Annotated in this window: 23 protein-coding genes; 9 read left to right on the forward strand and 14 right to left on the reverse strand. The window is 55.9% G+C overall.

All coding sequences use genetic code 11. The features are described from left to right. The first annotated feature begins 8 nt into the window (after positions 1 to 8). The 3 genes from EGT74_RS24950 to EGT74_RS24960 all read left to right on the forward strand — a co-directional run bounded on the left by EGT74_RS24950 (position 9) and on the right by EGT74_RS24960 (position 2469). Positions 9 to 560, forward strand: a complete 552-nt coding sequence (locus EGT74_RS24950) for a 5' nucleotidase, NT5C type (RefSeq protein WP_123849338.1) — start codon at positions 9 to 11, stop codon at positions 558 to 560. A gap of 189 nt (positions 561 to 749) precedes the next feature. Next, entirely contained in the window at positions 750 to 1673 is a 924-nt protein-coding gene (locus tag EGT74_RS24955; RefSeq protein ID WP_123849339.1) for a sensor histidine kinase, read from the forward strand. Positions 1674 to 1710: 37 nt separating this feature from the next. After that, entirely contained in the window at positions 1711 to 2469 is a 759-nt protein-coding gene (locus EGT74_RS24960; RefSeq protein WP_123849340.1) for a LytR/AlgR family response regulator transcription factor, read from the forward strand. Here EGT74_RS24960 and EGT74_RS24965 read toward each other — a convergent pair. Next, positions 2438 to 4768, reverse strand: coding sequence for an ATP-binding protein (locus EGT74_RS24965; protein WP_123849341.1), 2331 nt, complete (start codon positions 4766 to 4768; stop codon positions 2438 to 2440). The genes EGT74_RS24960 and EGT74_RS24965 overlap by 32 nt on opposite strands. A gap of 6 nt (positions 4769 to 4774) precedes the next feature. Further along, on the reverse strand, positions 4775 to 6277 hold the full coding sequence (locus EGT74_RS24970) for a flavin-containing monooxygenase (protein ID WP_123849342.1): 1503 nt from the start codon (positions 6275 to 6277) through the stop codon (positions 4775 to 4777). Positions 6278 to 6488: 211 nt separating this feature from the next. On the opposite strand from EGT74_RS24970, the gene EGT74_RS24975 reads away from it, so the two are divergent. Further along, positions 6489 to 7382, forward strand: coding sequence for a class I SAM-dependent methyltransferase (locus tag EGT74_RS24975; RefSeq protein WP_123849343.1), 894 nt, complete (start codon positions 6489 to 6491; stop codon positions 7380 to 7382). 4 nt (positions 7383 to 7386) lie between these two features. Here EGT74_RS24975 and EGT74_RS24980 read toward each other — a convergent pair whose 3' ends face one another. From EGT74_RS24980 to EGT74_RS25010, 7 genes are all read right to left on the reverse strand, one after another. Next, the gene (locus EGT74_RS24980) at positions 7387 to 7713 is read right to left on the reverse strand and encodes a hypothetical protein (protein WP_123849344.1); all 327 of its coding nucleotides are present in this window, start codon (positions 7711 to 7713) and stop codon (positions 7387 to 7389) included. A gap of 51 nt (positions 7714 to 7764) precedes the next feature. Beyond that, positions 7765 to 8889 (reverse strand): epoxide hydrolase family protein, encoded by a 1125-nt coding sequence (locus EGT74_RS24985; protein ID WP_123849345.1) that lies wholly within the window; start codon positions 8887 to 8889, stop codon positions 7765 to 7767. 103 nt (positions 8890 to 8992) lie between these two features. After that, the gene (locus EGT74_RS24990) at positions 8993 to 9775 is read right to left on the reverse strand and encodes a 3-keto-disaccharide hydrolase (RefSeq protein ID WP_123849346.1); all 783 of its coding nucleotides are present in this window, start codon (positions 9773 to 9775) and stop codon (positions 8993 to 8995) included. 39 nt (positions 9776 to 9814) lie between these two features. Next, complete coding sequence (locus tag EGT74_RS24995) at positions 9815 to 11056, reverse strand: DEAD/DEAH box helicase (RefSeq protein ID WP_123849347.1); 1242 nt, start codon at positions 11054 to 11056, stop codon at positions 9815 to 9817. A gap of 78 nt (positions 11057 to 11134) precedes the next feature. Further along, on the reverse strand, positions 11135 to 11653 hold the full coding sequence (locus tag EGT74_RS25000) for a class I SAM-dependent methyltransferase (RefSeq protein ID WP_123849348.1): 519 nt from the start codon (positions 11651 to 11653) through the stop codon (positions 11135 to 11137). Positions 11654 to 11761: 108 nt separating this feature from the next. Then, positions 11762 to 12772, reverse strand: coding sequence for a winged helix DNA-binding domain-containing protein (locus EGT74_RS25005; protein WP_123849349.1), 1011 nt, complete (start codon positions 12770 to 12772; stop codon positions 11762 to 11764). A 646-nt stretch (positions 12773 to 13418) separates the two neighbouring features. Next, positions 13419 to 15005 carry an FMN-binding glutamate synthase family protein gene (locus EGT74_RS25010; protein ID WP_123849350.1) on the reverse strand — a complete coding sequence of 529 codons (1587 nt, stop codon included), beginning with the start codon at positions 15003 to 15005 and terminating at the stop codon, positions 13419 to 13421. 245 nt (positions 15006 to 15250) lie between these two features. On the opposite strand from EGT74_RS25010, the gene EGT74_RS25015 reads away from it, so the two are divergent. After that, positions 15251 to 15529 carry a hypothetical protein gene (locus EGT74_RS25015; protein ID WP_123849351.1) on the forward strand — a complete coding sequence of 93 codons (279 nt, stop codon included), beginning with the start codon at positions 15251 to 15253 and terminating at the stop codon, positions 15527 to 15529. After that, positions 15526 to 16656, forward strand: coding sequence for a hypothetical protein (locus EGT74_RS25020; protein ID WP_123849352.1), 1131 nt, complete (start codon positions 15526 to 15528; stop codon positions 16654 to 16656). The genes EGT74_RS25015 and EGT74_RS25020 overlap by 4 nt, the downstream gene beginning before the upstream one ends. Here EGT74_RS25020 and EGT74_RS25025 read toward each other — a convergent pair. Both EGT74_RS25025 and EGT74_RS25030 read right to left on the reverse strand, forming a co-directional pair. After that, complete coding sequence (locus EGT74_RS25025) at positions 16625 to 17767, reverse strand: AAA family ATPase (RefSeq protein WP_246008298.1); 1143 nt, start codon at positions 17765 to 17767, stop codon at positions 16625 to 16627. The genes EGT74_RS25020 and EGT74_RS25025 overlap by 32 nt on opposite strands. Then, positions 17736 to 18446 carry an RNA ligase family protein gene (locus tag EGT74_RS25030; RefSeq protein WP_123849353.1) on the reverse strand — a complete coding sequence of 237 codons (711 nt, stop codon included), beginning with the start codon at positions 18444 to 18446 and terminating at the stop codon, positions 17736 to 17738. Before EGT74_RS25030 ends, EGT74_RS25025 begins: the two co-directional genes overlap by 32 nt. 307 nt (positions 18447 to 18753) lie before the next feature. Between EGT74_RS25030 and EGT74_RS25035 the strand changes: the two genes are divergently transcribed. The 3 genes from EGT74_RS25035 (at position 18754) to EGT74_RS25045 (ending at position 21914) form a co-directional block, all read left to right on the forward strand. After that, the gene (locus EGT74_RS25035) at positions 18754 to 19287 is read left to right on the forward strand and encodes a hypothetical protein (protein WP_123849354.1); all 534 of its coding nucleotides are present in this window, start codon (positions 18754 to 18756) and stop codon (positions 19285 to 19287) included. 178 nt (positions 19288 to 19465) lie between these two features. Then, complete coding sequence (locus tag EGT74_RS25040; RefSeq protein ID WP_123849355.1) at positions 19466 to 20707, forward strand: Kelch repeat-containing protein; 1242 nt, start codon at positions 19466 to 19468, stop codon at positions 20705 to 20707. 31 nt (positions 20708 to 20738) lie between these two features. Next, positions 20739 to 21914 carry an AGE family epimerase/isomerase gene (locus EGT74_RS25045; protein WP_123849356.1) on the forward strand — a complete coding sequence of 392 codons (1176 nt, stop codon included), beginning with the start codon at positions 20739 to 20741 and terminating at the stop codon, positions 21912 to 21914. A 5-nt stretch (positions 21915 to 21919) separates the two neighbouring features. Here EGT74_RS25045 and EGT74_RS25050 read toward each other — a convergent pair whose 3' ends face one another. The 3 genes from EGT74_RS25050 to EGT74_RS25060 form a co-directional block, all read right to left on the reverse strand. Then, the gene (locus EGT74_RS25050; RefSeq protein WP_123849357.1) at positions 21920 to 22552 is read right to left on the reverse strand and encodes a response regulator; all 633 of its coding nucleotides are present in this window, start codon (positions 22550 to 22552) and stop codon (positions 21920 to 21922) included. A 2-nt stretch (positions 22553 to 22554) separates the two neighbouring features. Continuing rightward, complete coding sequence (locus EGT74_RS25055) at positions 22555 to 24333, reverse strand: sensor histidine kinase (RefSeq protein WP_158618295.1); 1779 nt, start codon at positions 24331 to 24333, stop codon at positions 22555 to 22557. A 252-nt stretch (positions 24334 to 24585) separates the two neighbouring features. Next, on the reverse strand, positions 24586 to 25323 hold the full coding sequence (locus EGT74_RS25060; protein ID WP_123849359.1) for a hypothetical protein: 738 nt from the start codon (positions 25321 to 25323) through the stop codon (positions 24586 to 24588). Between the last annotated feature and the right edge of the window lie 161 nt (positions 25324 to 25484).

The following is a 25484-nucleotide window of genomic DNA, read 5'->3' on the forward strand; positions in this document are numbered from 1 at the left end:
AGCAGAATATGGCAAAAAAGAGAATCGCAATTGACATGGATGGGGTGATGGCCGACCTGAACCAGCATTACATCGACTGGTACTATGAACGCACCGGCGAAAAGGTGGAAAAGGAACGATTGATGGGTTTGCCGGAAACCACCGGTTTCCCGCAGGAAGGCATTGTGCATCATTTTTTGCACACCCCCGGTTTTTTCCGCACGGCGCCCGTGATGCCCGGCAGCCAGGAGGTTATCCGCCGGCTCATGGAAAACTATGAAGTGTTCATCGTTTCTGCCGCCGTGGAATTCCCGCAGTCACTCAGCGAAAAAATCGAATGGCTGGCGGAGCATTTCCCTTTCATCAGCTGGAAAAACATCGTTTTCTGCGGCCTGAAAACCATCGTGCGGGCCGATTATATGATCGACGACTACGACAAGAACCTGCGGTATTTCGACGGCGAACGCCTGTTGTTCACCGCCCCTCACAATATCAACTACCAGGATTACAACCGCTATGATACCTGGGACGACGTTGCAAAATTTTTCGGCGTACAGGAAGCAGTGACGGTCACCGGATAAAACGCGCACCAACAATCCCCATTGATGCGGTTAACGTTTTGTCAAAGTGTAACGGATAAACTATTACGGACAAAGGCCTGTTGCTTTTTCCGGGATGGTTTATCCGTTTTCGTTAAGTAATTCCCCCCATCCGTTAAGTCACCGGTCCACACGGTTGTTTTTTCCGCCACCTTTGGGCAAAGCAGAGTAATGGTTAGAATATTCGGGTGGATAGGAGGAACGATAGCCTCGGCCGGAACTTTCAGGGGGATGTGCGCGATGGTAAGTGAGGGGAAAACGGGACCGGTAGAGGCAGTGTGGCCGGATATTCAACCATTCATCTTTGCGGGGAAAACGGCCGCCGGCGGCACATTCCTGCTGGTGCCCGTGCAAACCTGGTGGATGACCGGGGCGATCGTGCTGCTCATGGCGGCCCTGGCCTTCGGATACATCGCCCGGAAAAACCTCCGCCTCCGGATACGGGAACAGCAGGAGCAGCTCAACCGGCAGCGCGACCAGCTGGATCAGCTCAACCTGATGATCAAGCTCAAGATCCTGCAGGCCCGGATGAACCCCCACTTCCTGTTTAATTCCCTGAACGCCGTGCAGTATTTTATCAATGCGGACGACAAGCGGATGGCCCTCCAGTATGTGAGCCGGTTCGCTTCCTTTCTCCGGAAAATGATCCAGCATGGAGACGATATCTGCATCACCCTCCGCGATGAGGCGGACCTCATCAACGATTACCTGATCCTCGAGCAATCGCGCTTCCCGGACAGGTTCACTTACGAAATTGACCTGCCGGAAGCACTCTGGCTGGAAGATATACCGCCTTTTTTGACACATAGCCTACTGGAAGACGCACTGTACAAGGGTGTACTGAATCTCGGACAACAGGAGCAGGGAAGAATTACGGTGGCGCTCAAGGCCCACGAAAACGGATTGATGGTAGAGGTCACAGATAACGGGATCAGTTTCGCCCGCGCACAGGAACCGGACGATAAAAGGGATATGCTCAACAAGCGCATCCAGCTCTACAACCAGCAGAACGTACGGCAGATCAGCCTCGCATACCGCCGCAGCGTCAAAAGTGAAAACGGGTGGGTGAACAAAGCGGTGCTGACCATCACATAAATATTCCTTATATTGTTCTCACCTCAATCCCCATGTAATGAAATACAAGGCTTTAATCGTCGAGGACGAAGTGCTGAGCCGCGATTTTTTGTCCAACCTCGTCCGTGAGTTTTGTCCACAGCTCGAACTGGCCGGTACGGCCTCGAATGTGGATGAAGCAGTGGCTTTCATCAACGCCAAATATCCCCGCCTTGTGTTCATGGATATCGAAATGCAAACAGGCACGGGCTTCGACGTACTGCAGAAAGTCAACCACCACAATTTTCACGTCATCTTCACCACCGCCTTCGATCATTACGCCATCAAAGCCATCAAATTCAGCGCGGTGGATTACCTGCTGAAACCGATCAATCTCCAGGAACTGGAACTGGCCGTGGCCAAAGCGGTGAAAACCATGGAAACGCGGGCCGACGACGGCCGCCTGGAAATGCTGCTCCAGAACTTCCGCAAGCCGGCGGGAGAAGACTTCTCCATCAGCCTCTCCACATCCGAAGGCGTCGATTTCATCCCGCTGTCGCACATCATCCGCCTCGAAGCCAAAGGCCCGTATACGATCTTTTACCTCCGCGACGGCCGCCAGATCATGGTGAGCAAGAATCTCAAGGAATATGAGCTCTGTCTCACCGAGCACGGCTTTTTCCGGATACATAATTCATACATGATCAACCTGAAGGATGTGAAGCGCTGGGTGAAAACGGACGGCGGTTATGCCGTGATGAGCGACGAGGCGCTGGTGGCCATTTCCCCGAAAAAGAAAGATGAATTCATGATGCTGATGACAAAGCGGATGGTGTAAGCTGCCGCAATTCCTGCATCGCTTCCTCGCAGATATTCCTGATATGCTGAAAGCGGCTCTCTTCCGCCGTTCTGTGCTGCTCGATATGCAGCAGGTCGCTCCCGATATATTGCTGTAACCCGAAATACCCCACCGATGTACGGAGGGTATGCGCGATTTTATACACGGCCGCTTCGTCGCCTTTGGAAAGGGCTTTCTGCAGCGCGTTGAGGTCTTTGGGCGTTTGTTTGAGGAAGGTGCTCACCATGTCTTTGATGAAGGCGGCGTTGTTATGCGTTTGTTCTTTCAGGAAAGAAAGGTCGATGAGCTTCTGCTGCCGCGCGGCGGCGATGGCCTGCATCAGCTCGTGCTCGCGGAAAGGTTTGGGCAGGTAGTCGTTCATCCCGGCGGCCAGGCACTTCTCGCGCTCGCCGCTGAAGGCATGCGCGGTAATGGCGATGACGGGGGTGTTGAGTTGCAGGCTCCGGCGGATCTTTTCGGTGGTGAGGTAACCGTCCATGCCGGGTATCTGCAGATCCATGAGGATGAGGTCGACCTTGTTCTTTTTCAGGAAACTCACCGCCTTCAGCCCGTTGCCGGCCACGCTTACGCGGAAGCCGTTATGCTGCAGCATGATGCGCGTCATTTTCTGGTTCAGCACATTGTCTTCCACCACCAGCACATGCATTCCCTGCCCGTTGATCAGCCCGGCGGGCCGCTCCCGGCCTTCCGCGGGCGCTTCTGCCTTCAGGAAGGGCAGCCGCACGGTGAATTCGGTGCCTTTTTTCTCCTCGCTTTTCAGGGTGATGGAACCGCCCTGCAGCTCCACCAGCTCACGCGTAATGGCAAGCCCCAGCCCCGTGCCGCCGTATTTGCGGGTGATGGCGGTATCGGCCTGCGTGAACCGCTCGAATACGAGGTGCTGTTTGTCGGCCGCAATACCGATGCCGGTATCGCTGATGCGGAACAGCACCTGCACGCCCTGCGCGTTTTCCTGCTCGGCTTCGCAGCGGATGGTGATCTTGCCTTTTTCGGTGAACTTGATGGCGTTACCGATGATGTTGAGCAGTATCTGCGTGAGCCGCACGCTGTCGCCCAGCAGCGGCTGGTGCAGTGTTTTATCGACGCTGGAAATGTATTGCAGCTTTTTATGCCCGATGCGCGACGCGAGCATCAGCTCGATGCTCTGCAGCAGATCGGGCAGCTGAATGGCCACGGACTCGAAACTGATCTTCCGGGCGTCGAGCTTGCTGAGGTCCATGATGTCGTTGATGGTCGACAGCAGGTTGCTCCCCGAAGCGTAGATGGCTTCGAGGTAATCGTGCTGCATCGGGTCGAGCTTCGTTTTCTTCAGCAGGTCCGTATATCCCAGGATGGCGCTCAGCGGCGTTCTCAGTTCGTGGCTCATATTGGCCACGAAATCGGACTTCGCCCTGGACGATTCTTCGGCCAGCACGCGGGCTTTCTCCATCTGTTCTTCCACCGTTTTGCGGAGGAAGAACGTGGGGATTTCCGGCGGCGATTTTTTGATGTTGTATTTGCGGTGTTTTTTGGCGTACTGCTGGATGTGCTGCTCTATCTTATGGGGCGGCGACATGATGAAGGTGCACTGCTCGTGCCCCTGTGCGCGGCAGGTTACCTCCACGGCCGTGAGCGGTACGCCGAAGCTCTGCTCGCACCAGCCGGAAGAATACCCGCCGTTCATGATGCACACGGGATTTTTTGATTTTTCGCCGGCCCGTATCCAGGCGTCGGCTTCAAAGGAAAAAGGATGATGATAGTGTAAATAAAAATTGTCGTCGGGCGTGGGGTTGCTTTCGGGAAGAATGTCCACGTAAGCCCAGCCCGTATAGGCGAAATGCACCGGCCCGGCGCTCAGCCTGGCCAGCGGGTTGCTGAGGTTCATTTTGGCATGAAAAGCCCGCGCGTCGTTGAGGCCGAGGGCGTGGGAAATATCGAACAGGAAGTTCCGGCCGATGCTGAAAGCTTCCTGTTCGCCACGGTCTGCATATAATTTCAGGATGCTGTCGAGAAAGTCTTTCGACAGCGCCGAAGCCCTCACCAGCACATATCTTTCGTCGCTGATCTCGATCACGGCTTTGGACGGGTCCCATTTAAAATCGGAGAAGTACTGCCGCACGTTTTCTTCGGCCTTGCGGAATAAAGGCGCCATCTCATCGGGCACTTTTACCGAAGGCCCGCCGGTGTGCATCATGCCCTCGCCTTCGTGGGCATGCGCGCTTCGTTTGAGGGCAGCGTTTTCCGCTTCCAGGTTTTTCACTTTTTCCTCCAGTGCTGCTATGATTGCTGAGGTTTTCATGCGTTTTTATCGGATGATGTCGGCCGTCCGTTGCACAGGTTTCGGGGGGACGGGCACTTTTTTGGTTGCTCTTTGCAGCAAAATACGATAATCTTTCGGGTTAATCGGTTTGAAAAATTCATACGGCATCCACCTGGTGGCGGTCACAGGCAGGCCCATATCGCGCATCAGCTGGTCGAGGTGCATGAAGTTGAAAGGCGCCACGCAGGTGCCGCTGAACTCGGCGGCAATGGGCCTTCCGGAGTAGCGCCAGTCCTGCATATAGGTGATGTCGCGCTGGATCTCCGCCGCTGCCGGCAGTTGCAGGGTGCCCTCCACATAACGCACAAACCAGTTGGCGGCAATTTCGGATGTGAGGGTGGTGAACAGGCTGGAGTTGAAACCGATGAACGCCAGCTGCGGCACCTGCGGGTGCAGGATGTTGCGGAACAGCCGGTAGCCGCCGCCGGGCCCGAGCAGCACATCGCGGTATTTGGCTTCCAGGAAAGGCAGGCTCTGGCTGAAACCGGTGCCGCACACGATCACGTCGGGGTGAATTACGTTGCCGTTCACGAGGTGCACGGCCGGCCCGTCGATCCTGTCAATTTCCGTTTGCTGCGCCCGGATCTGTCCGCTCTTTACCTTTTCATAAAACCCTTCCGGCGCAACGCCCAGGCTGCAGCTGATCTGGTCTTCGATGCGGTGCTGCGGCACCATGCCGCAGGCTTTCAGCTTGAACTGTTTTTTAAGCAGCAGCTCCAGCCCTCGCCATTGCGCCCACACCATGGGCCTGCCGGCGCTGTGCAGGAACTTCTGGAAAGGGGTTTTGTACGGCGCGTTAAAGAACGCTTCCGAAAACCGGGAGAAGAGCAGGTAACGCATATTGACCAGGTTGCCGAAAAAACGCGGCACTTTCCACTGCGCCTTGCGGTACAGCAGGTGGCACTCGCGGCCGAGATCGGCGGCCAGCGTGGCGATGTCGGTGGCGGACTTGGCGAAGCCCACCACGGCTACGGATTGATGCTCGAGGATGGCCGGGTCGTTTACCTGGCTGGAATGCAGGATGCGGCCGGTAAAGGTGTCCATGCCTTTGAATGCCGGCAGGTGCGGTTTATGAAAGGTGCCGGTGCAAACGGCTACATAGTCGAACAGGAGGGTGGCCGTTTCATCGTTCACGGCGTCGTACACGTCCATTTGCCACAGCCCGTCCTGGTACTCGAGGTGGGTCACGGTGGTCTGGAAACGGATGTGCGGTGTAACATTGAAGTAAGCCGCGTAATCTTCAAGGTACCGCTGTACCTGTGCGCCGGTAGGCCATTGGGGATAGGAGGAAGGCATGGGAAAATCCGAAAAGGCATATTCGTCGCGGGTGGTTTGCGTGGCCACGCCGAGATAGGAACGGCTGAGCTCCCATACGCCGCCGATGGCTTTGGCTTTTTCGATGACCGTAACGCGGTAACCTTGCCGGAGGAACGCTTTTGCAGTGGCGAGGCCGCTGAGGCCGGCGCCGATGATACCGATATGTTTCATGGTGATGGGGTTGTTTGACGGTACGAAAATAAAGCGGCGGAAAAGGCCCGCCACGCCAAGTTAATGTATGCGCCGTTTGAGTTAACCGATCGTATGGCGCGGTATCCGTTAAGTGGATTACAGTTCCTGTTAAACCACGTAGTTGCCTGTTGGAGGAACGCCGGAATTTTACACCGTTAACACGAATATTCACGTAAAAACCGAACCCCAAATGCAACTGAACAAAGAACCCATGGCTTTCCTGCGGGAAATCATCGAGAATGGCGGCCCCGAAGCGCCGCAGTACGAAACGCTCAACCGCGTATTCGAAACCATCACCACCGAATTCAAAGCGGGCAACATTCCCGCCGAAACGCTCGACGCCCTGCAAAGCGGCTTCGGAGGAGACAGTATGGACAATACGATCCTCGGCCACGTGCGGTCGAAACCTTTCGGCTATGCGGGCGACTTCCTCATCATCGACAAGATCTACCGCGAACAGGTGTCGGCCGATGCGCGTTACGAAAAGTGGGACAGCTTCTGGCACGAACAACCCGCCTGTAAAGCCGTTCGCAACCGCAAGGATTATTTCATCCGCACCATCACCCAGGCCCTCCGCCGGAAACCCTCGCTGCAACTGCTCAACGTGGCCAGCGGCCCCGCCCGCGACCTCGCGGAAGTATACGGGGAGATCGATCCGCAACGCCTGCATACGGTATGCGTGGAAGCCGACATCAACGCCATCAGCTACGCGAAGGAACTGAACGAAGCGCACGCCGCGCAGGTGCAGTTCGAGCACCAGAATATATTCCGTTATACGGCAGACAGGCAGCACGACATCGTGTGGAGCGCCGGGCTGTTCGATTATTTTGAAGATGAGATCTTTATCAAATTGCTGCGCAAGTTCATGGGGTGGACCAAACCCGGCGGCGAAGTGATCATCGGCAACTTCAGCGATCAGAACCCCACGCAGAATTTTATGGAGCTGATCGGCGACTGGTACCTCCACCACCGTTCCGCGGAAGCGCTAACCGAGATGGCTATAGCCGCGGGCGCGCCCCGGAAGGCAGTACACGTGGGCAGTGAAGCGGAAGGGGTAAACCTGTTTTTGCATGTGAAAGTGTAAGGCGCTATTTTCTCCCATACAGGAACATCCACAGGGCCACTACAAGAACGGTATGGATGATGAAAGCGATGTTGAGGATGTTGCTGGTGCGCATCAGCCGGGTAATATCAGGGTCGTCGTCTTCCATGAAATCGGCGGACCACCGGAAAGTGAAGAGCGCCAGCATATTGTCTTCCCCGCGATATTGCCGCTCGAGGCTGGTGCCTCCCATTTCCTCTTTCCCGATTAATTCATAGATATGGTAATTCAGGATAAAACGGATGATGAATATCACAGGCCAGGTGAAGTAAATGAAGGGTGCGAGCTTGTTAAGGAATTGAACGATCATCATTAAAAGGGAGGCGTGTTTGAACGCCTCCCTTCCCCAAATATATCAATTCATTCAGACAGTTTCAAAAAACGCATTCAGTTCTCCCACCCAGGCATCGGGCTGTTCCAGCGGGGCGAAGTGCCCGCCTTTGGGCATTTTGGAGAAGCGTTTCACGTTGACCCAGCGCTCCGCCCATTCTTTGGGAATAGGCGCCTCACCGGGGAAGCTGGCCACACCCGTGGGAACTTCCACGCGTTTGTACGATGCCAGGCCGCCAGGGGTGGTATAAAGGGCCCGAGAGCCCTCGAGATAGGTGCGCATGCTGCTGTTGATGGTTTGCGTCACCCAGTAGATCATGATGTTGGTGAGCAGCTCGTCTTTGCTGACCGCGTTTTCCACGTTGCCGCCGTTATCCGTCCAGGCATTGAATTTTTCCAGTATCCACGATGCGAGGCCCACCGGTGAATCGTTCAGGGCGAACGCCAGCGTTTGCGGTTTGGTGGAATGCAGCATGTTGTACGCGCCCTCCGTATACCACCAGTGCTGCAGGAATTTCCCGAACTCCTGTTCCGGTGCCGACATCTGCGACCAGTCTTCCATCCCCGTGCCGTACCCCACGTCCGTCAGATGGATGGCCTTCACGGCCTGGGGGAAGATGTTGGCGAGGGATTTGACGATGCCCGTGCCCAGGTCGCCGCCGCCGGCGTAATAAGTGGAATATCCCAGTACGTCCTGCATCAGCTTGTTGAAGATGCCGGCATGCTGGTCGGGGTTCAGCGCCACGTGATCGGAAAAACCGAAACCGGCGATGGAAGGGATCACCAGGTCGTACGAAGGCTCGCCCTGCGTAAGCATGGGAATGACCTTGTAGTACCGGTAAAAGCTATCCGGCCAGCCGTGCACGAGCAACAGCGGTTTCGGGTTTTTTCCCTTGCCTTTCACATGAATGAAGTGGATGTTGATGCCGTCGATTTCGGTGGTGAAATGAGGAAACCGGTTCAGCGCCGCTTCCTGCTTGCGCCAGTCGTACGACGTGGCCCAGTATTGCACCAGGTCTTTCAACGTATCCGGGTTGGTGCCGTAATTCCATCCGGGGTTTTCAGGGGCGTCGGCCCAGCGGGTACGTTGCAGGCGTTGTTGCAGGTCGTCGAGAACGGTTTGAGGAACATCAATAGAAAAGGGTTTGACAGTGTACATACAGCTATATTTTTAGGTTTAATGATATGGTAAAACTAAACCAGGGGCATGACAGCAGTATGTCAGCAGGATTTCCGCGTCTCAAAAAAATCTGTGTCTGCCGTTAGGGTTTCAGTTCCCTGATCAGGATATTCCGGAAATCGATCGGCTGGCCTTCGCTCTGGAGGGCGATGAAGCCGGCCGACAGCACCTTGCCGTCTGGTTTCTGTTTCGGGTCGAAGTTGTTCACCACCGGCCCGCCGATCTGGGGTTTGGAATATTGCAGTACGGTATCGCCGTTGATGATGTGGGTGATGAGGGAGTCGCCGTACACGATGAGCTCCGCCTTTACCCATTCATCCTTATCGTATGTTTTGGAACTGGAATTGATGCAATGCCGCGTGTCGAGCTTGCCTTTATACACGATGTGCGTGCCCGGAGAGCACATGTTGCCCGTGGGGCGCGGCTGGCCGTCGCCCAGCCCGGCCAGGAACTGCATTTCCACGGAAATGGGCCAGTCCTGTTCCACCGGCATGGTGCGCGGGTCCTGCGAATGATACATCACGCCGCTGTTTAACACCGTGTAGGAGGGGGCGCTTTTCATCCATTCGCCGGTAAAGCGGTATTCGAGTTTGAGATGATAGTTCGAAAAAGGTTGTTTGTAATAGAGATGGCCGTACTGGTTGTTGAAATCGCCGTACTGATCGTACCGCACTTTCACGATGCCGTCTTCGGCCCGGAAGGTATTCCCGAAGTTGTCGCCTACCGGGTGGTGGTGGATCTTCACATACCAGTCGTTCAGGTCTTTGCCGTTGAACAGCGGTTTCCATTCCTGGGCCCGGGCTGAAAGGAACGATACGGTTAAAAAAGCAGCCGCGGCGGCTTTGCGTAAAAAAAGAGTAGTCATAAAGGCAATCGTCGTGTTGCCTAAAAATACCCAAAAACTTTATTTCTTTTTCTTTTTTCGTTTAGCCGCTTTCATGGCTGCTTCGTGCTGGGCGATGAGCAGCTGTACGTTTTCATTGGGTACTTCTTCCGAAAAACTGATGGTTTCGCGATAGTCATCCTTGTTGATCTTCATCAGCGTGATCTCTTTGCCCAGGTACTTCTGGATGTCGTCGAGGATGGGTTTTTCTTCCTTGCTGCAGAACGTAACGGCCTGGCCTTTCTGCACGCCGCGGCCTGTACGGCCCACACGGTGCACATAGTTTTCCGGGTCGTCGGGCAGGTCGTAGTTCACCACGTATTCCACGTTGGGAATGTCGATACCGCGGGCGTTCACGTCGGTGGTGATCAGCACCTTCACTTCACCTTTCCGGAACTCCTCCATCACGGCGAGGCGATCCTGCTGTTCCTTGCCGCCATGCATGATGAGGGTTTTGATATTCACCCTTTCCATGGCCGCCGCCACGCGCTCCGCTCTCACTTTGGTGCGCACGAACACGAGTATCTTGTTCTCCGGGAATTCACGCACGAGCCGTTCGAGGAAAAAACGTTTGTCGTCCATTTCCACGTAGGCCACGGAGTGGCTCACGTTTCTGGACACCGGGTCTTCCGGCGATATCTGTATGCGGATGGGATTGCGTACGATGGAATACGCCAGGTCCTTGATCTCTTCGTCGATGGTGGCGGAGAAAAAGAGGGTCTGGTGCCGGCGGGGGAGACGTTTGATCACGTCGCGGATGTCGCGGATGAACCCGAGGTCGAGCATATGGTCCGCCTCGTCGAGGATGAGCGTCTGCACATGGCTCAGGTCGAGATGCCCCTGGCTGATCAGGTCGAACATGCGGCCGGGAGTGGCTATCAGCACGTCTACGCCCTCTTCGAGCTTCTTGATCTGTTTGTCCTGCTCCACCCCGCCGAAAAGACCCATGATATCGACCCGCGTATGTTTGCCCAGCTGTTTGAACACATCCGAGATCTGGATGGCCAGTTCGCGCGTGGGCACCATCACGAGGCACTTCACGGCCCCCTTGGAACGGGAGTGGCTTTGCTGGTGCATCAGTTGCAGGATGGGAATGGCGAAAGCGGCCGTTTTGCCGGTGCCGGTCTGTGCGATGGCCAGCACGTCGTCCCCCTTCAGGATGGAGGGGATGGCCTTGTATTGAATGTCTGTAGGGCGTTTGAATCCAAGGTCTTCGAGGCTTCTCTTGATTTCTTCGGCGATGCGGTATTGTTCGAATTTCATGCGCTGCAACTTGTACTAAAGGGTACAAAGGTAGAGAAATGAACGCTCATGCCGTTAAAAACATACCGGCGCGGCGGATTACCGGGCGGCGGGCTCTGAAATCACGCATACGCAGGGACTGGGCGCGAGTTTTTTCAGCAGCACGTCTTTCACCTTGAAATCGTTCTTTTTCAGCTGCGCGGAAATGGCGTCTGCAAAGTATTGCGCCACCTGCACGTTGTCTGTCGGCGGCGGCTGATGAAATACATACAACGCGCCGTTCGGCGCCAGGCAGCGGCGGATGAACTGCAGTTCCTTCACGGGGTCTTTGTGAAAAACGTTCACATTGAAAGCAAACACCTTGTCGAACTGCTGCTCGGGCAGGTCTGCCGCCCCGAGCGCGCCGGTGATGAAGGTGGCCTCGTTGTTTTCGTTGCGTTTCATGGCCCTGTCGATCATGGTCTGGGAAACATCGATGGCCGTAATGGAGCCCGATTTCAGCTCCGGGGCAATGAGCGAAACGGCAATACCATGCCCGCAGCCGATTTCAAGAATATGGTCGTCCGGGTGAACATGCAGCATCTCCACTGCCCAGTTAAATCGCTCATTCACTTTCATACTAAAAAGACATATTAGTATAATGAATATATTATATATTTCTGGAAATTCCAAACGGGCTGTGATGAGTGGATTGGAGAAATGCCGGGTGGACGGGAGGGGCGTGGTTCAGCCCAGGAATGCCTGGAATTTTTCAATGGCCCTGTCCACCGCCGCCATTTTAGTTTTCGGGAGCGGGACGAACAGTTCCGTTTCCAGGTCCGCGCCTTCCAGCTTCCGCCAGCCACCGGCGGGTTTCCCTTCGCATACGATGTACCGGTCCCACGCCGGCACCCCGCCATCGGTCAGCATGGCGCTGCGGTCCTTATAGCTCATCCCGTATTCGTCGTAATCGGGCATGAGGAAGGTGGTTTGCAGTTTTTTACCGGCCGGGATGGTTACTGGCTTGAAAATCAGATCGTTCTCTTTTTCGAACGCAGGAGGCAGGGAGGCCGCGCCTTCCTGCGCTTCTTTCATCGTAAGGCCGCTCCAGTAGGAAAAATCCTTCACGGTGGCCGGGCCGCGACTGGTGAAGTAACGTTCGGCGAAAAGGCGCAGGGCTTCCTTACGGTTCAGTTTCTTCACGGCAGGCGCCCGTTCTTCGAGCAGGGCGTAGGTGAATTGTTTGCCCTGGCGCGGTCCGCTGCATAGCACACCTTCCAGCTCGGCATACATCACGATATAGGCCAGCCGCAACCCGTCGGCATTGATCTTCGCTTTTTCAAGCGCCGTTTTCAACGCCGCGCGGGTCAGGAACTGACCCGTTAATGCTTTGGAGATCACCTTGTTGCAGCGGTCCATCGTTTTGGCGTCCAGCTCCAGCTGCTTGTAGTAATACGCATTGGCCTGGTGTACCCGCGGGGCGGTGAGCAGCAGCATCCACCGGATATCCGCCGGGTGTACGAAATGCCAGGTAGGCCGCATCAGGTGGGTACGGAGAATTTTGCCGTCGTTGAAGGCCTGTTCCACCGCCCGGTCGTTGAGCCCTACGCCACGGAGGGCAATGGCCCATTTGGCCCGGGCGTATTCCTGGGCCTGCATCGCGGTGAGCCACTGCACGATGTCTTCGGGCCGTTCAAAAGCCGGTAGCGCGATTTGCTGGTTGTATAAGCGTTGCCGCAGGATGTCGTCGGGGTGCATACGATAAAGTTAACAAAAACACTTTGTGCAGGCGCCTGCCGGGTGAAAATACCTCTGTTCGGCAAAACCACCCGGCAGCGGGTGGGTAAAAAGCCGGGGCTGCCCTGGTCGTGCCAAAGTTCTGACTGGGAGAAAGACGAAGCTACAACGAACCTTCAACGAACCTACAACGAATCTTCCCTTTTGGGCGTAGGTTCGTTATTCCCCTAGTGTAGGTTCGTTGTAGGTTCGTCTTTTACCCTCAGAATCTCCACTCAGATCAAATTTTTGTCCATTCGCGTACAATTTGCTGTCCGGTGGAGGCATCATCACGGCCAGGGGCGATTTTATCCATATTCTGCACTCATGCACATTTTTTCTCCACTCGTGCACATTTTGCCTGCGGGGTAAGAGGGACATTTACAGTGCGGGATAAAAAGGGCGGGCTTGGTCGATTTTAACCATATTCTGCACTCATGCACATTTTTTCTGCACTCGTGCACATTTTGCCTGCGGGGTAAGGAGGATTTTTACAGCGAAGGATGAAAAGGGCGACCAGGTTCATCTGTTCCGTAAAGGGGAATGGTGCGGAACGCCGGGCGCTGGCAATCGGGCATAAAAAAAGCGCACCGTCACCGGTGCGCCCTTGTTTTATCGTAAAGTGTCATTAATACCACCGGTCGGCATGCGCCATTTCGAAATCCTGCTTATACCGTTCGGGGATTTTGTTGACCAGCATGCAGCTGGGCTCCAGGCTGGGGAAAATGTCCTCCAGCGTCCGCACTTCGTTCATGAATACGCGGCGGTAAATATGCGAACGGGTGAGTTTTTTGTAATCGTCGATGCCGGCGGCGCCCATCAGCTCCACGAAGGTTTTCACGGTGTCTTCGTGGTAATTGGCGACACGCTGTTTTTTATCGGCCACCACCAGGCCGATGGCCAGGGCGGGGTCTTGGGTGGCCACACCGGTGGGGCATTTGTTCGAGTTGCACTGCAGCGCCTGGATGCAGCCGAGGGCCATCATCATCGCGCGGGCGCTGTTGCAGGCGTCGGCGCCGAGGGCTACGGCCCGCAGCAGGTGGAAGCCGGAGAGGATCTTGCCGGAGGCGATGATCTTGATGTGATGGCGGATGTTGAAGCCTGTCAGCATGTTGTGCACGAACGCGAGGCCGTCGAGCAGGGGAGCGCCCACGTGGTTGGAGAACTCCTGCGGCGCCGCGCCGGTGCCGCCTTCGCCGCCGTCTACGGTGATGAAATCGGGATAGGTGTCTAGCTCGATCATCGCTTTACAGATGCCGATAAACTCGCTTTTCCGCCCGATGCACAGTTTCATGCCCACCGGTTTGCCGCCGGAGAGCTGGCGCATCTGGTGCAGGAACTGCACGAGCTCGCGCGGCGTGCTGAACGCGCTGTGATAGGGCGGGGAATAAATGGTGGTATGCGGCTTCACGTGCCGGATGGCCGCGATTTCGGGCGTGTTCTTTTTGGCCGGCAGAATACCGCCGTGCCCGGGTTTGGCGCCCTGCGACAGTTTCAGCTCTATCATTTTGATCTGCGGGGCCGACGCCGTCTGCGTGAACAGCTCGGGGGAAAATTTCCCTTCTTCGTCGCGGCAGCCGAAGTATCCGGTGCCTACCTGCCAGATGATGTCGCCGTTATGTTTGAGGTGATACGGACTGATGCCGCCTTCGCCGGTATTGTGCGCGAAGTTCCCGATTCTGGCGCCCGCATTCAGCGCCTCGATGGCGTTGCTGCTCAGCGAGCCGAAGCTCATGGCCGACACGTTGAAGATGCTGGCGGAATAAGGCTGTTTACAGTCCTTATTGCCGATCGTCACGCGCGGGTTATGATCGAGCTTGTGAAAATCTTTCGGGGAAATGGAATGGCTCATCCACTCATATCCTTCTTCATACACATCCAGCTGCGTACCGAAGGGCATGGTGTCCATTTCCTGTTTGGCGCGCTGGTAAATGGTAGACCGGTCTATCCGGTTGATGGGCCGCCCGTCGATGTCGGACTCCACGAAATACTGGTACATTTTGGGCCGCAGCGCTTCCATCCAGTAACGCATCCGGCCGAATACCGGGTAGGTGCGCATGATGGAGTGGCGCGTCTGCCGCATGTCGTTAATGCCCATGATAAAAAGCGCCACAACAATGGCCAGCAACACATACCACCAGGGGCTGGCGTAATAGCCCAGTAAAAAACTGCCGATGATGCCGATGATCGCACTGATAATAAATCCTTTCCGCATGTTGGTCTCGTTTAAATCAACGGCAAATGTAGGGAATAAACTATTACGGCTGAAATGGCTGAAAAGCCCGCCCAAACCCGCTATCAGCCATGTTGGATTGAACGTAATTATGGTTATCCGCGCGTTTAATGAATAAAAGACATGGAAACCCTGCTTTTTATTGGAAACGTCTAATTTTCGGCGCATCAAATAAAATAAAATACTTATACCTTTGTACCTGTTACAACCTAAATAACCCATATCCAATGCCCAAAATAAAACTCAGCATATCCATGATGGACGGCGACGGATTTTATGTCATCCTGCGCATCGCCGGCCAGACCCACAGAATCGAACGTTCCTCCACCTTGTCGCTCGACCTTGAGCCCCGTATTTATTACATGGGCGTAGCGGGCATACAGGACCCTTCGGACACGGATTCCACCATCGTGGTGAAGGCCGTCTCGGACACCGGGGGAGAACTGGTCCGGCATGTGATCACCGAGCGCCAGTTCATTAAAAACTTCAGACTCACCGTTGCATGAAACATATTTACCTGATGGCCTGCCTGCTGGCGGCCTTTTTTTGCGCGCACGCGCAGGTGCAGCAGGATGTGCTGCAAAAGAAAGTGCTGGAAGCGGCGGATCCCTCCACCCATGTGAAATCGATCCGCACCAACATCTTCGTGGATAAATACCAGGCCCTGCTGAAAAGCGGCATCCTGTCGCAAAACGATGCGGGGCTGAAGGTGTCCACCACCGTGTACGGCCTCTTCAAACTGTTCGATTCCACCATCGCCATCGATACCAATTACAGCCGCTACAAATGGGGCCGCAACCTCGCCATCGGCGCGGGCATCACGATGGGCGACGATAACCGCATCACCGCCGTGACGCCGTCGTTCACCTGGGCGGTGGTCAACGGGCGCGAGCTCAGCGTGAAAAAACACGCGAAGCAATGGGCGGTGATCAAACGGTACGTGGATGGGTACGAAGGTTTGCTGGTAGCCATGGAAACCGCCGTGAACGCCAATACGCTCACGCAGGAACAGCTGAACCGGATAGACAGTTTTAACGTCAGGCAAAACCTCCGCCTGCTGCAGGGCATCGTGCCGGACGCGGTGCTCGACGGCGCCATAGAGAACCAGCGGGCGCTCGACAGCGCCTACCGCAAACTGGAGCACGACATCAAAGCGGGGCCGTTGTTCACCGTGGGCTTCGACGGCAACTATGCAGACAAATCGTGGAGCACGCTGGATGCCAAAGCGGAATTCCTGGTCGGCACCGGGTTTAAAAAAGACAGGGAAAAGAACTGGGACTTTTACAGCGGCGCGTTCTTTAACGCCGCGAAGGATACGGTGGCTTTGAAGAACCTGCGCCGGCAATCGTTCAGTGTGAAAGCGGGCCTCAACAAGGTGCTGCTCAAAACCCGCGACCGGAAAAACTCCATCGTGGAGGTGCTGGGCTCACTGGAGTACCGCAATATTTTACAGGGCGCCTACGCCGGTGAAACCGCCAGTAACCTGCTGGCCAATTTTACATTCAGCATCCGGCTGGCCAACGATCTGTACCTGCCGGTGGAGATAAAATATGACCCCAGGAACGGGAAGTTCCTGGGATTCATAGATCTGAAATTCGATATCAGGAAAGTGTTTTTGCGGGCTGACCCGTAACATATATCACTTCCTGCGCTTCCCACCTGGCCGGCACTTCGAGCTTGTTCACCAGTTTGTCGAGCGCCGCCGCGGGCACCGCCGCTTCGCGGTTTCTGTTCTGCGCGGTGAGCTGCGCATACGGCACTTCGAGATACACGAGCGTTACATGCGCTTTATAGTCGCGGAACAGGCTGATAAGCTGGGCGCGCATCTGCCGCGTGATGTTGGTGGCATTCCACACAAAAGGCTGTTTTTTGCGCAGGTATTGGCGCGCCAGTTCCTTCGCGGCCTGGATGGCCTGGCCATTGCCGGTCTTATCCCCGTGCACGATGTTGCGTTGCCCGCGGATGCCGTCGAGCGACACCACCGGCCAGTCCGGGTAATGTTTTTTGATGAACGTGTCCTTGCCCGCGCCGGGGAGGCCGCTCATCAGCACCACCTTCGGCTGCTGCTGTTCGAAAGGCACATAGTCCGCGTGTGCGTCTTCTTTTTCGAGGTAGTGCAGCAGCGCCTCGCCGGAAGCGAAGGGGCGGGTGGCGCCCCAGCAGGCGTGCTCCTTGCAGAACTCTTCGAAACAATCGACACGGTATAACAAATCCGGTATGTCCGTCGCAATGCGGCCGCGCACGTCGGCCCGCGCCAGTATGGCAAGCCATTCGGTGTTCACTTCCAGGCTGGCCTGTATGAGCGTTTTCAGCGGATCGCGCTTCTCGAGCAGCCACAGCGGCAGGCTGTGGTGCCGCACCAAACCGCATACCGCCTCGCGGATGGCGAAAGGCGTGGGAGTGTCGCGGTACAGGATACGCCCGGCGGTTTGCGCGCCTTTCCGTGCGTGCCCCTTCGAGGTGATGCGGCCGTCGGCCTCCGTTACCGTGGTGCTGGCTTTTTCCACGTCGTGCAGCAGGGCGGCCGCCCAGAGGGTTTCCCGGTCCAGCGCGGCGAGGTTTTGCCAGGCGGTGTCTTCTTCGAGCGCGCGCAGCACCATCTGCGTATGTACGGCTACGTTGCCCTCGGCGTGATGGATGCGGTCCTGCGGAACTTCCTGCATGACCTGCACCCAGGGGAATCGTTCTTCGAGGTATGTCCAGGTTTTATTTTCACTGATGGTCCACATAATGTCCTCCTTCATGATTTAACGGGGCGCGTTGCCAGTTGCGGGTCCAGTGCTGGTCCGTCTGAACGTGCCCTTTTCTTACATATTTGAATACGTTGCGGGAAAAATCCTCCACGCCGTATCCGTTTACATTGCGGGTAACGATGCCTTCCATGGTGGCCGGTGTTCCGCTGTGGGCGTCGCAGGGGGCGAAAGCCCCGGGCCCTTTGACGATGGCCAGTACGTCGTGCTCGAATACCTGCTGCGAGGCGGGCGGGGCGCATATCCCCAGTTCCGGTACCGTGGGCAGGCCGAGCATGGCGGCGTAGAATTTCGTTTCCTCCCAGCTCAGCCAGCGGCCCAGTTCCCTGACCCCGAACACGAAGAAGTGGGCGGGGAGTTGCCGGTACCGGAGAGAGTGCACCGCATAGAGGTTTTCCCCGAATATTTCGAGGTCGCCGAGGTCGTTTTTCACCAGCTGCCAGAATCGGCGGATGCTTTCGGTCCACGGTGAAACGGTGGGCGCCGCATGCGAGCGCGCAAACACCCCGTGCCGCGAGAGGCAGTTGTTTTCCCCGTCGAGTTTTTCCGTATGCACGAGCTGGGGAATCTTTGAAAGATGCGCCCAATAATCATGCTGAATCCTGTCGTCGCTGCTGGTCCCGGGCGAAAAAGGGTAATGGTAGGTACGGCCGTATTTTTCTGAGATAGCCATATAACTTTTGTTTAGATGCAACAATAAAATCCCTGACCGGGCGGATGGGAGTGCCCGGTGAATCGATGGTTAATATGTCGAACCTGTTACATGGCGCAAGGCGTTGTAATTTTTGCGTAATGAGGGGGCAAAGATAGTGATTATATTTTTGCTTCGTCACAACAATTGAACCCTGCGCCGCGTTATCCGATTAACAACCCCGGCATCACCGGCCGATCACTAAAGCAGCAGCCCTTAAACATAACAACAGCACCTCACTCCGGTAGTGTATCCACTCACTGCGTGCATACGCATAAATCTTGATGTTATGAGACATTTTCAATGGTTATGTCTGTTGGGAGCTTTCGTTACCTGCGTGCCCGTTATGGCGCAAGACAGCACCGCTGCGCCGCGGCATCCTGAAAAAGACATCGTTCACAGCCTCTTCGGCCGCAGCCGCGAAGACCTGTTCTGCAACTATCTCAAAGTATCCCGCGGCGAAAGGGCCATCTTCCTCGAAGCGCTGACCCAGTACGAAGCCGAAAAAGATCCGTATATCCAGGAACGCATCGCGCTGCTGAAGGTGTACAACGAAAAATACACCTCGCTCGACGAACCGATGATGAATTCGCTGACCAAAAACATCATCCGGAACGACAAGGAATTCGTGGCCCTGCAAACCCGCTTTTACCGCCGGATGATCAACCTGCTGGGCGGTACCCGCGCGGCGATGTTCTTTCAGCTCGACAATTACCTGGAACTCAGCACACGCCTGTATATACAGGACGACCTGCCCTTCATCAAGGAACTGGAATCCGACCGGAAGCTGGCCGTGGCGCGGATGAAGGCGAATATTAACTGACCGCTTCCGAAAATGATCTATCTTTATTGCCGGTGGCGGGTGATTCCGCCGCTGTGTTTATTCCCGCGCGGAACAGAAAGACAGAACTATGCACCGGAAGAATTTTAATGTTATTTGTACCCTTTTAATCGGTTTTTTTCTCAGTTCCTCCTGCACCAAGGAAGAAAGGCAAAGCAAGATGGCGGGCATACTGGAATTCAGCATTCCGTCGCTGGCCAAACCGTTTATCATTAACCAGTTTAACCGTTCGGTGTACAACCCCGACAGCGTACATTACACGACCGACCTGACGGCCCTGAAAGCGACATTCACACTGCCGCCCGGCGCCACTCTGAAAATAGGGGATGTGGTGCAGGAATCCGGCGTAACGGTGAATGATTTCTCCAAACCGGTGGTTTACACGGTGGTGGCGGAAGACGGTAAAACCATGCATAATTATACCGCAAGTATCCTGCTCACGCTGGATCCAAAGGCGGTAACCTGGCGGCGGCTCTCTGCCGAAGGTTTCGGCGCTTTCCAGGACGCCAGCACCGCGGTGTTTCTCGGCCGCGTATATTCGGCGGCATTCACCCTCAACAGCAGTACACCCAATACCTGGGGCCTTTATTTTACCGGCGACGGCAATGCCTGGACGCGCGTAAGGGCCGCGGACGATAAAAAGGATTCCATTCCCCTGGCCGCTCACGGCCGCCTGGTTGCTTTTAAAGAAAAGCTCTGGCTGCTGGGAGGACTGCGGAAAGATGCGGTGCTGAACACGATCTGGAGCACTTCCGACGGGCAGGCATGGACGCGCTCCGATGCTGCCGACCCCTCCACGCGCTGGAGCCCCCGGGAACGCCTCAACGCGGTAGTCGCCGGCGACGCGCTTTGGGTCATCGGCGGGAACGAATACCCCGCCAATGGCAACCCCGCCGTGAGCGGCAAGGCGCTGAACGATGTATGGAGCAGCGTGGACGGACTGGTGTGGACGAAGAGAGTGGCCGCCGCGGCATTCCCGGCACGTTCCAACCCCGCCGTGTTCCTCTACAAAAACCGGATATATCTCGCCGGCGGTGCGGACAACAACAAACAATACCTCAACGATATCTGGTACACGGAAAACGGGCTGGAATGGAAACAGGTGGCAACGGTAACCCCACCGCCCGCACGGGAGGGGTACAAGATCCTGGTGAACAAAAGCCAGCTGCTGCTCGTCGGCGGCACCAACGGCGCCAATACGTACGGCGACCTGTGGGTATCCGAAGACGACGGCGTGAACTGGAAACAGATCACCGACCCGAAAGATTCCCGGTCCCTGCCCGCAGATTTTCCCAAACGCGCTTATTACGACGCCTTTACCAGCGGCAGAACGATCTGGATACTTGGCGGCCTCGATAATACCTCACCCGTGAAAGAGATCTGGCTGGGCAGTATGAACTGAGGGCAGTATGTCCAAAGCAAATAAGACAATCATGCAGGAACAACTCAGACAGGCATTGCAGGCGGAATTGAACGCGATTCTCGATTTCTGGCTGCAGCACAGCATGGATGAAAAATTCGGCGGTTTTTACGGCAAGCTGTTCAACGACAACCGGCCCGACCCGTTCGCCGTCAAAGGCGCGGTGTTGAATGCGGGGATCCTGCGCGCCTTCTCGGCCGCCTACCAGGCCACCCAGCATGCGCCGTACCTGCAGGCCGCGCACCGGGCTTTCTCTTATATTGCGGAATACTTTTTAGACAAGGAATACGGCGGCGTGGTGTGGAGCGTGGACTATACCGGCAACCCCGTCGAAACCAAAAAACAGGTGTATGCCATCGCCCGCGTGATCGACGCGTTCAGCGAATATTACAAAGTGTCGCAGCACCAGGTGGCGAAAGACAGGGCTACCGGCCTCTACAGCCTGCTCCAGTTATACGGCTACGATTGTGTGTGCGGCGGATACCTGCAGGCCTTCAGCCGCGACTGGAAAGAGATCAGCGACCTGCGCATGTTCACCCGCGACGCGAATGAAAAAAAATCCGCCAACACCCATCTCCAGATACTCGACGCTTATGTGAACCTGTATTCCATCTGGCCCGACGAGGGACTGAAAACGCACATCCGCGACCTGCTGGTGGTGTTCCACGAAAAGATCGTGGATAAAAAAACAGGGCATCTGCAGCTGTTTTTTGAAGAAGACTGGCTGGTCAAAAGCAATACGGTTTCTTACGGTTACGATATGCAGGCCAGCTGGTTATTACCCGCGGCGGCCAAAGCGATCGGCGATGAAGCCATGCAGGAAAAGTCGGCGGTGCTGGCTATCCAGCTGGTGGAAGCCGCCAAAGCCGGCCAGGATACCGACGGTGGGTTCTGGAACGAATTTGCGCCCGATAACCAGCACCTCGTTATGGAAAAACTCTGGTGGCCGCAGGCCGAGGCCATCACCGGCCTCATCAATGCCTGGCAGCTCAGTGCAAACCCGGCTTACCTGGAGTCTGCGAACCAGGTGTGGCAGTTTGTCTGCGATCACCTCCGCGACCGTAAAAACGGCGAATGGTTCTGGGGTGTGCGTAAAGACAGAACGGTGATGGATGAGGAAAAAGTGGGCATGTGGAAAACGCCCAACCACAACAGCCGCGTGTGTATGGAAGCACTGAAGCGGCTATAGCGCGCTTACAGTATCCCGTGCTGTTTCGCGAAGTTCAGCAGGCCGGTGGTGTTCTTCAGTTCCAGCTTCCGCAGGATGTTTTTCCGGTGTGTGTTCACCGTCAGCTCCGAAATACACAACTGGTCCCCGATCTCCTTACTCGTCAATTCACTGCCCACCATTTTGATGATCTCCACTTCTCTTTTGGTGAGATGGTATTTTTTCATGAACTCATCCAGGAAATAAGGCGGCAACTGCGTCTGCGCGGGCAGCAGCTCCTCGAAGTAAGGCCGGCCTTCCAGCATGCCGGCGATGGCGCTTTTCAGCGCGGCGGCCGTGGCGTTTTTGAGCATGTAGCCGTCGGCGCCCAGCTTCTTTACTTCCGCCAGCAGTTGCGGCTGGTTGTAATTGGTGAGCACAAGTATTTTCAGGTGCCGGTATTCTTTCCGGATCAGTTCCAGTGCACGGATGCCGTCTATCTGCGGCATATTCAGGTCGAGCAGTAAAAAGTCGACCGGCGTTTCCGCCAGCCTGCTGAGCAATGCGCGGCCGTTGTTCACCGGCTCGAGTATTTCCCATTCCGGGTTTTCCTGCAGCACGGCCGTCAGGCCATCGATGAGCAACTGGTGATCGTCTGCGATCAGTAAGCGGATAGGCATATTCAGCTATTCAATTTTTCAGGTAAGGGTAAAGTGATGTCGATGATGGTGCCTTTGCCGGGCGTACTGTCGATGTTCATATGTCCTTCGAGGTAGCCCACCTTGGCGTGCACGCTGCGCAAAAGCCCCGGCGCTGCCCGTTCCGGCGGCATGCCTTTCCCGTTGTCTTCCACCATCAGCGAGCAGCTGTCGTCGTGCTCAATCAGCTGGATGAGCACATTGGCGGCGCCGGCATGTTTCAGGATGTTCTGCAGCAGCTCCTGTACGAGCCGATAGAGCGTGTGCAGGAAGTTGAGCGGCCGTTGCCGGTCTTCCGTAAACCCGATGATGATCAGCTCGATATGGATCTGACCCGATGCATTCGCCTGCTGCACCATGTCTTCCACGGCATGCCGGAACCCGTATTTTTCCATGGCGACGGGTGTGAGCTGGTGGCTGATGGTGCGCACGGTGTGGCTGATTTCCTGCAGCAGTCCGGCTGCCTGTTCTGTTTTTCCCGCATTCACCTGCAGCGAGGTCAGCGCCAGCATGGCGCCCAGTTCGTCGTGCAGGCGGTCGGCGAGGGCTTTTCTTTCTTTTTCTTCCACTGTTACGATGGTATCCGTCAGTGCTTTCTGTTGCCGGTTCAAAGCCACCAGCGCCGCTTCCTTTTCTTTCCGGTAGCTCGAAAAACGTGCCGCCAGCCCGAACGTAATGATGATCATTTCCAGCGCCACGCCGGTGAAGATGCCGTAATGCGCCACGAAGGAGGGTAGCTGCACCTTCCCGAGATGGTACAGGTTTTCGAGCACGACGAATACCAGCAGCATCACGTTGGCCACCAGGTAAATGAGCGCGGCCCTGTTTTTTTGCAGGGCCTTGCGGACAAGCGTATAAGTGACGAACAGCACGGCCGCCATTGAAAACAATGGCAGCGCCTGCTGGATGCGCATGCTGGCTTCCACGAAACGGGTGTACGGCACGGGCCAGAGCACCAGCACGACAAACACCAGCCACACACCCTGGAACAGGCGGATGGGCCAGCTCCTGCGGATGCCGGTGTACGCGGTGATGAATTGCAGGGCGAGTATGAGGTTCAGGAACACGAACAAAGGCCGCGAGCGGCTGGGGAAAAAGGAGGAACCGGGCCAGATGTAATGGAAGCCCAGCCCTTTGTTGGCCCATATCCAGAGCAGCACGCTGGTCACGTAAATCGCGTACCAGCCGTACACCGCATCACGGGTGGTGCAAAAAAGGAAACAGCCGAATAAAATGATAAGGACGATGATACCGGTGAATATGCCATTCGCGAGCGCATCCGTTACCTGTTGCTGCTGCAATTGTTCCCGCGTGCGGAGGTACAGCGGCGCCTGCAGCGACTCGTGGTGTTTCTCGACTTTCAGCAGGTAGAGCGGAGCTACCGGCTGCAGCGGAAAAACGAATGTATTGTGCACGAGGGGGCGCTGCGCAAAAGGATGGAAATCGCCGGTGATGTGCAGCAGCCGGGGAGCACCTGCAACGGCATACAGCTCGAGGTGGTTGATGTGCGCATTGTCTGCTACCAGGCACCAGTCCTGGCCGGGCGGCACGCCGGTCAGCGCTATCCAGAATATCGAGGTGGTGAAGCCGGGATTGAGAAAAGCGGAGGGCAGCGGTTTGAACCTGCCTTCCTGGAAGGCCGCATACACGGCAGGAGCCTGCATTTCTCGGCTCTTGTCTTCATATACCGTAAACACCGGCGCTTGCGCTTTTGCAAAGATGTGCAACAGCAACAAGCCGGTTATCAGCAAGGCTCTCGGCATGGGCATGGGATAAATACGGGTACAAGATAAGGATATTACGGGCGTATTGCAAGCGCCGGCGTTGTATTCCGGTGCCGGATTGCCACGAATGCCATCAATGCCAGGTGGCCGTCCGGTGCGTGGCGGGGAGGTCGCGGGCGGATGCTTCAGTTTGTTTTTAACGATGTATTAAAACATCACCACCCCGTAGCGAACAATCGCCGGCCGCTGCATCTTATGGAGGCTGTTTGTTTTTAACGATACATCAAAGCGTCACCACCCCGTAGCGAACAATCGCCGGGCGCCTTTCAGGCCGCAGCGCTGATATTGGTGATAGGCTTGTGCTACCTTTTCGTGCGTGACTGCGTGCGGTTCTTTTTTCAGCCAGCTGTCGAGCATGGCGTCGAGTGTATAAGCCTCGGGCGAGAGGAGGTGGGTGGTCCAGATGAGCGGCGTGGCGCCCGTTTGCCGGATGGCATCGTAAAAGTAGGGGCGGCTGGCGCAGGCGAAGATGGCGACCTCCCTTTTCAGCGTATCCGTTTTGCGGGGAAATTGGGCCAGGGAAAAGTCCATCAGGCCATTATGTCCTACAAAACAAATTAATCTTGCTTCGCCGCCCGCGGGGATGTTTTCGATGCGGTGTTTTTGATGGCCGCCGGCGTACTGCAGGAAGTCCGTCAACGCCGTTTTCATATAGGCGCCGTCATAAGCGTCCGCCACCAGGTGCACCCCCGTGGTGCGGTGTTTGAATATGATACGTTCGGGTATGTATGGCTTCGGGTGCTGGATGAGGCGCAGGAATTGCCATTCCGGCTGTTTTTTCAGGAATGTCTTGACGCCGTAACCGCAACCCCAGTAGAGGTTATTGGCGGGGTCCTGCCCGTTGCCGATTCTGGCGGGCACTTTTACGATGCCCTGGTTGGCATTGTCGCAAAGCGCTACGATAACATGGACCGTAGGTGTTTGGGAAAAGGCTGACAGCGGCAGCAACAGAAAAAGGAGGCAGCGCATGGGGGTGTGTTTGCAATAAGATGCGTGCGGGATGATTTTCCATACGTCATCAATGCGCGATGTGGTTTACCCGCTCCGGTATCAGGCAGGAAAATAACGCGTGTTCAGGTAATAGTATAGCTTGAAAAATCATACTGGTCGGGCATTACAGGCAAGCAAGC

Origin of the sequence: Chitinophaga lutea, from assembly GCF_003813775.1 — a bacterium.
Classification (GTDB): Bacteria; Bacteroidota; Bacteroidia; order Chitinophagales; family Chitinophagaceae; genus Chitinophaga; species Chitinophaga lutea.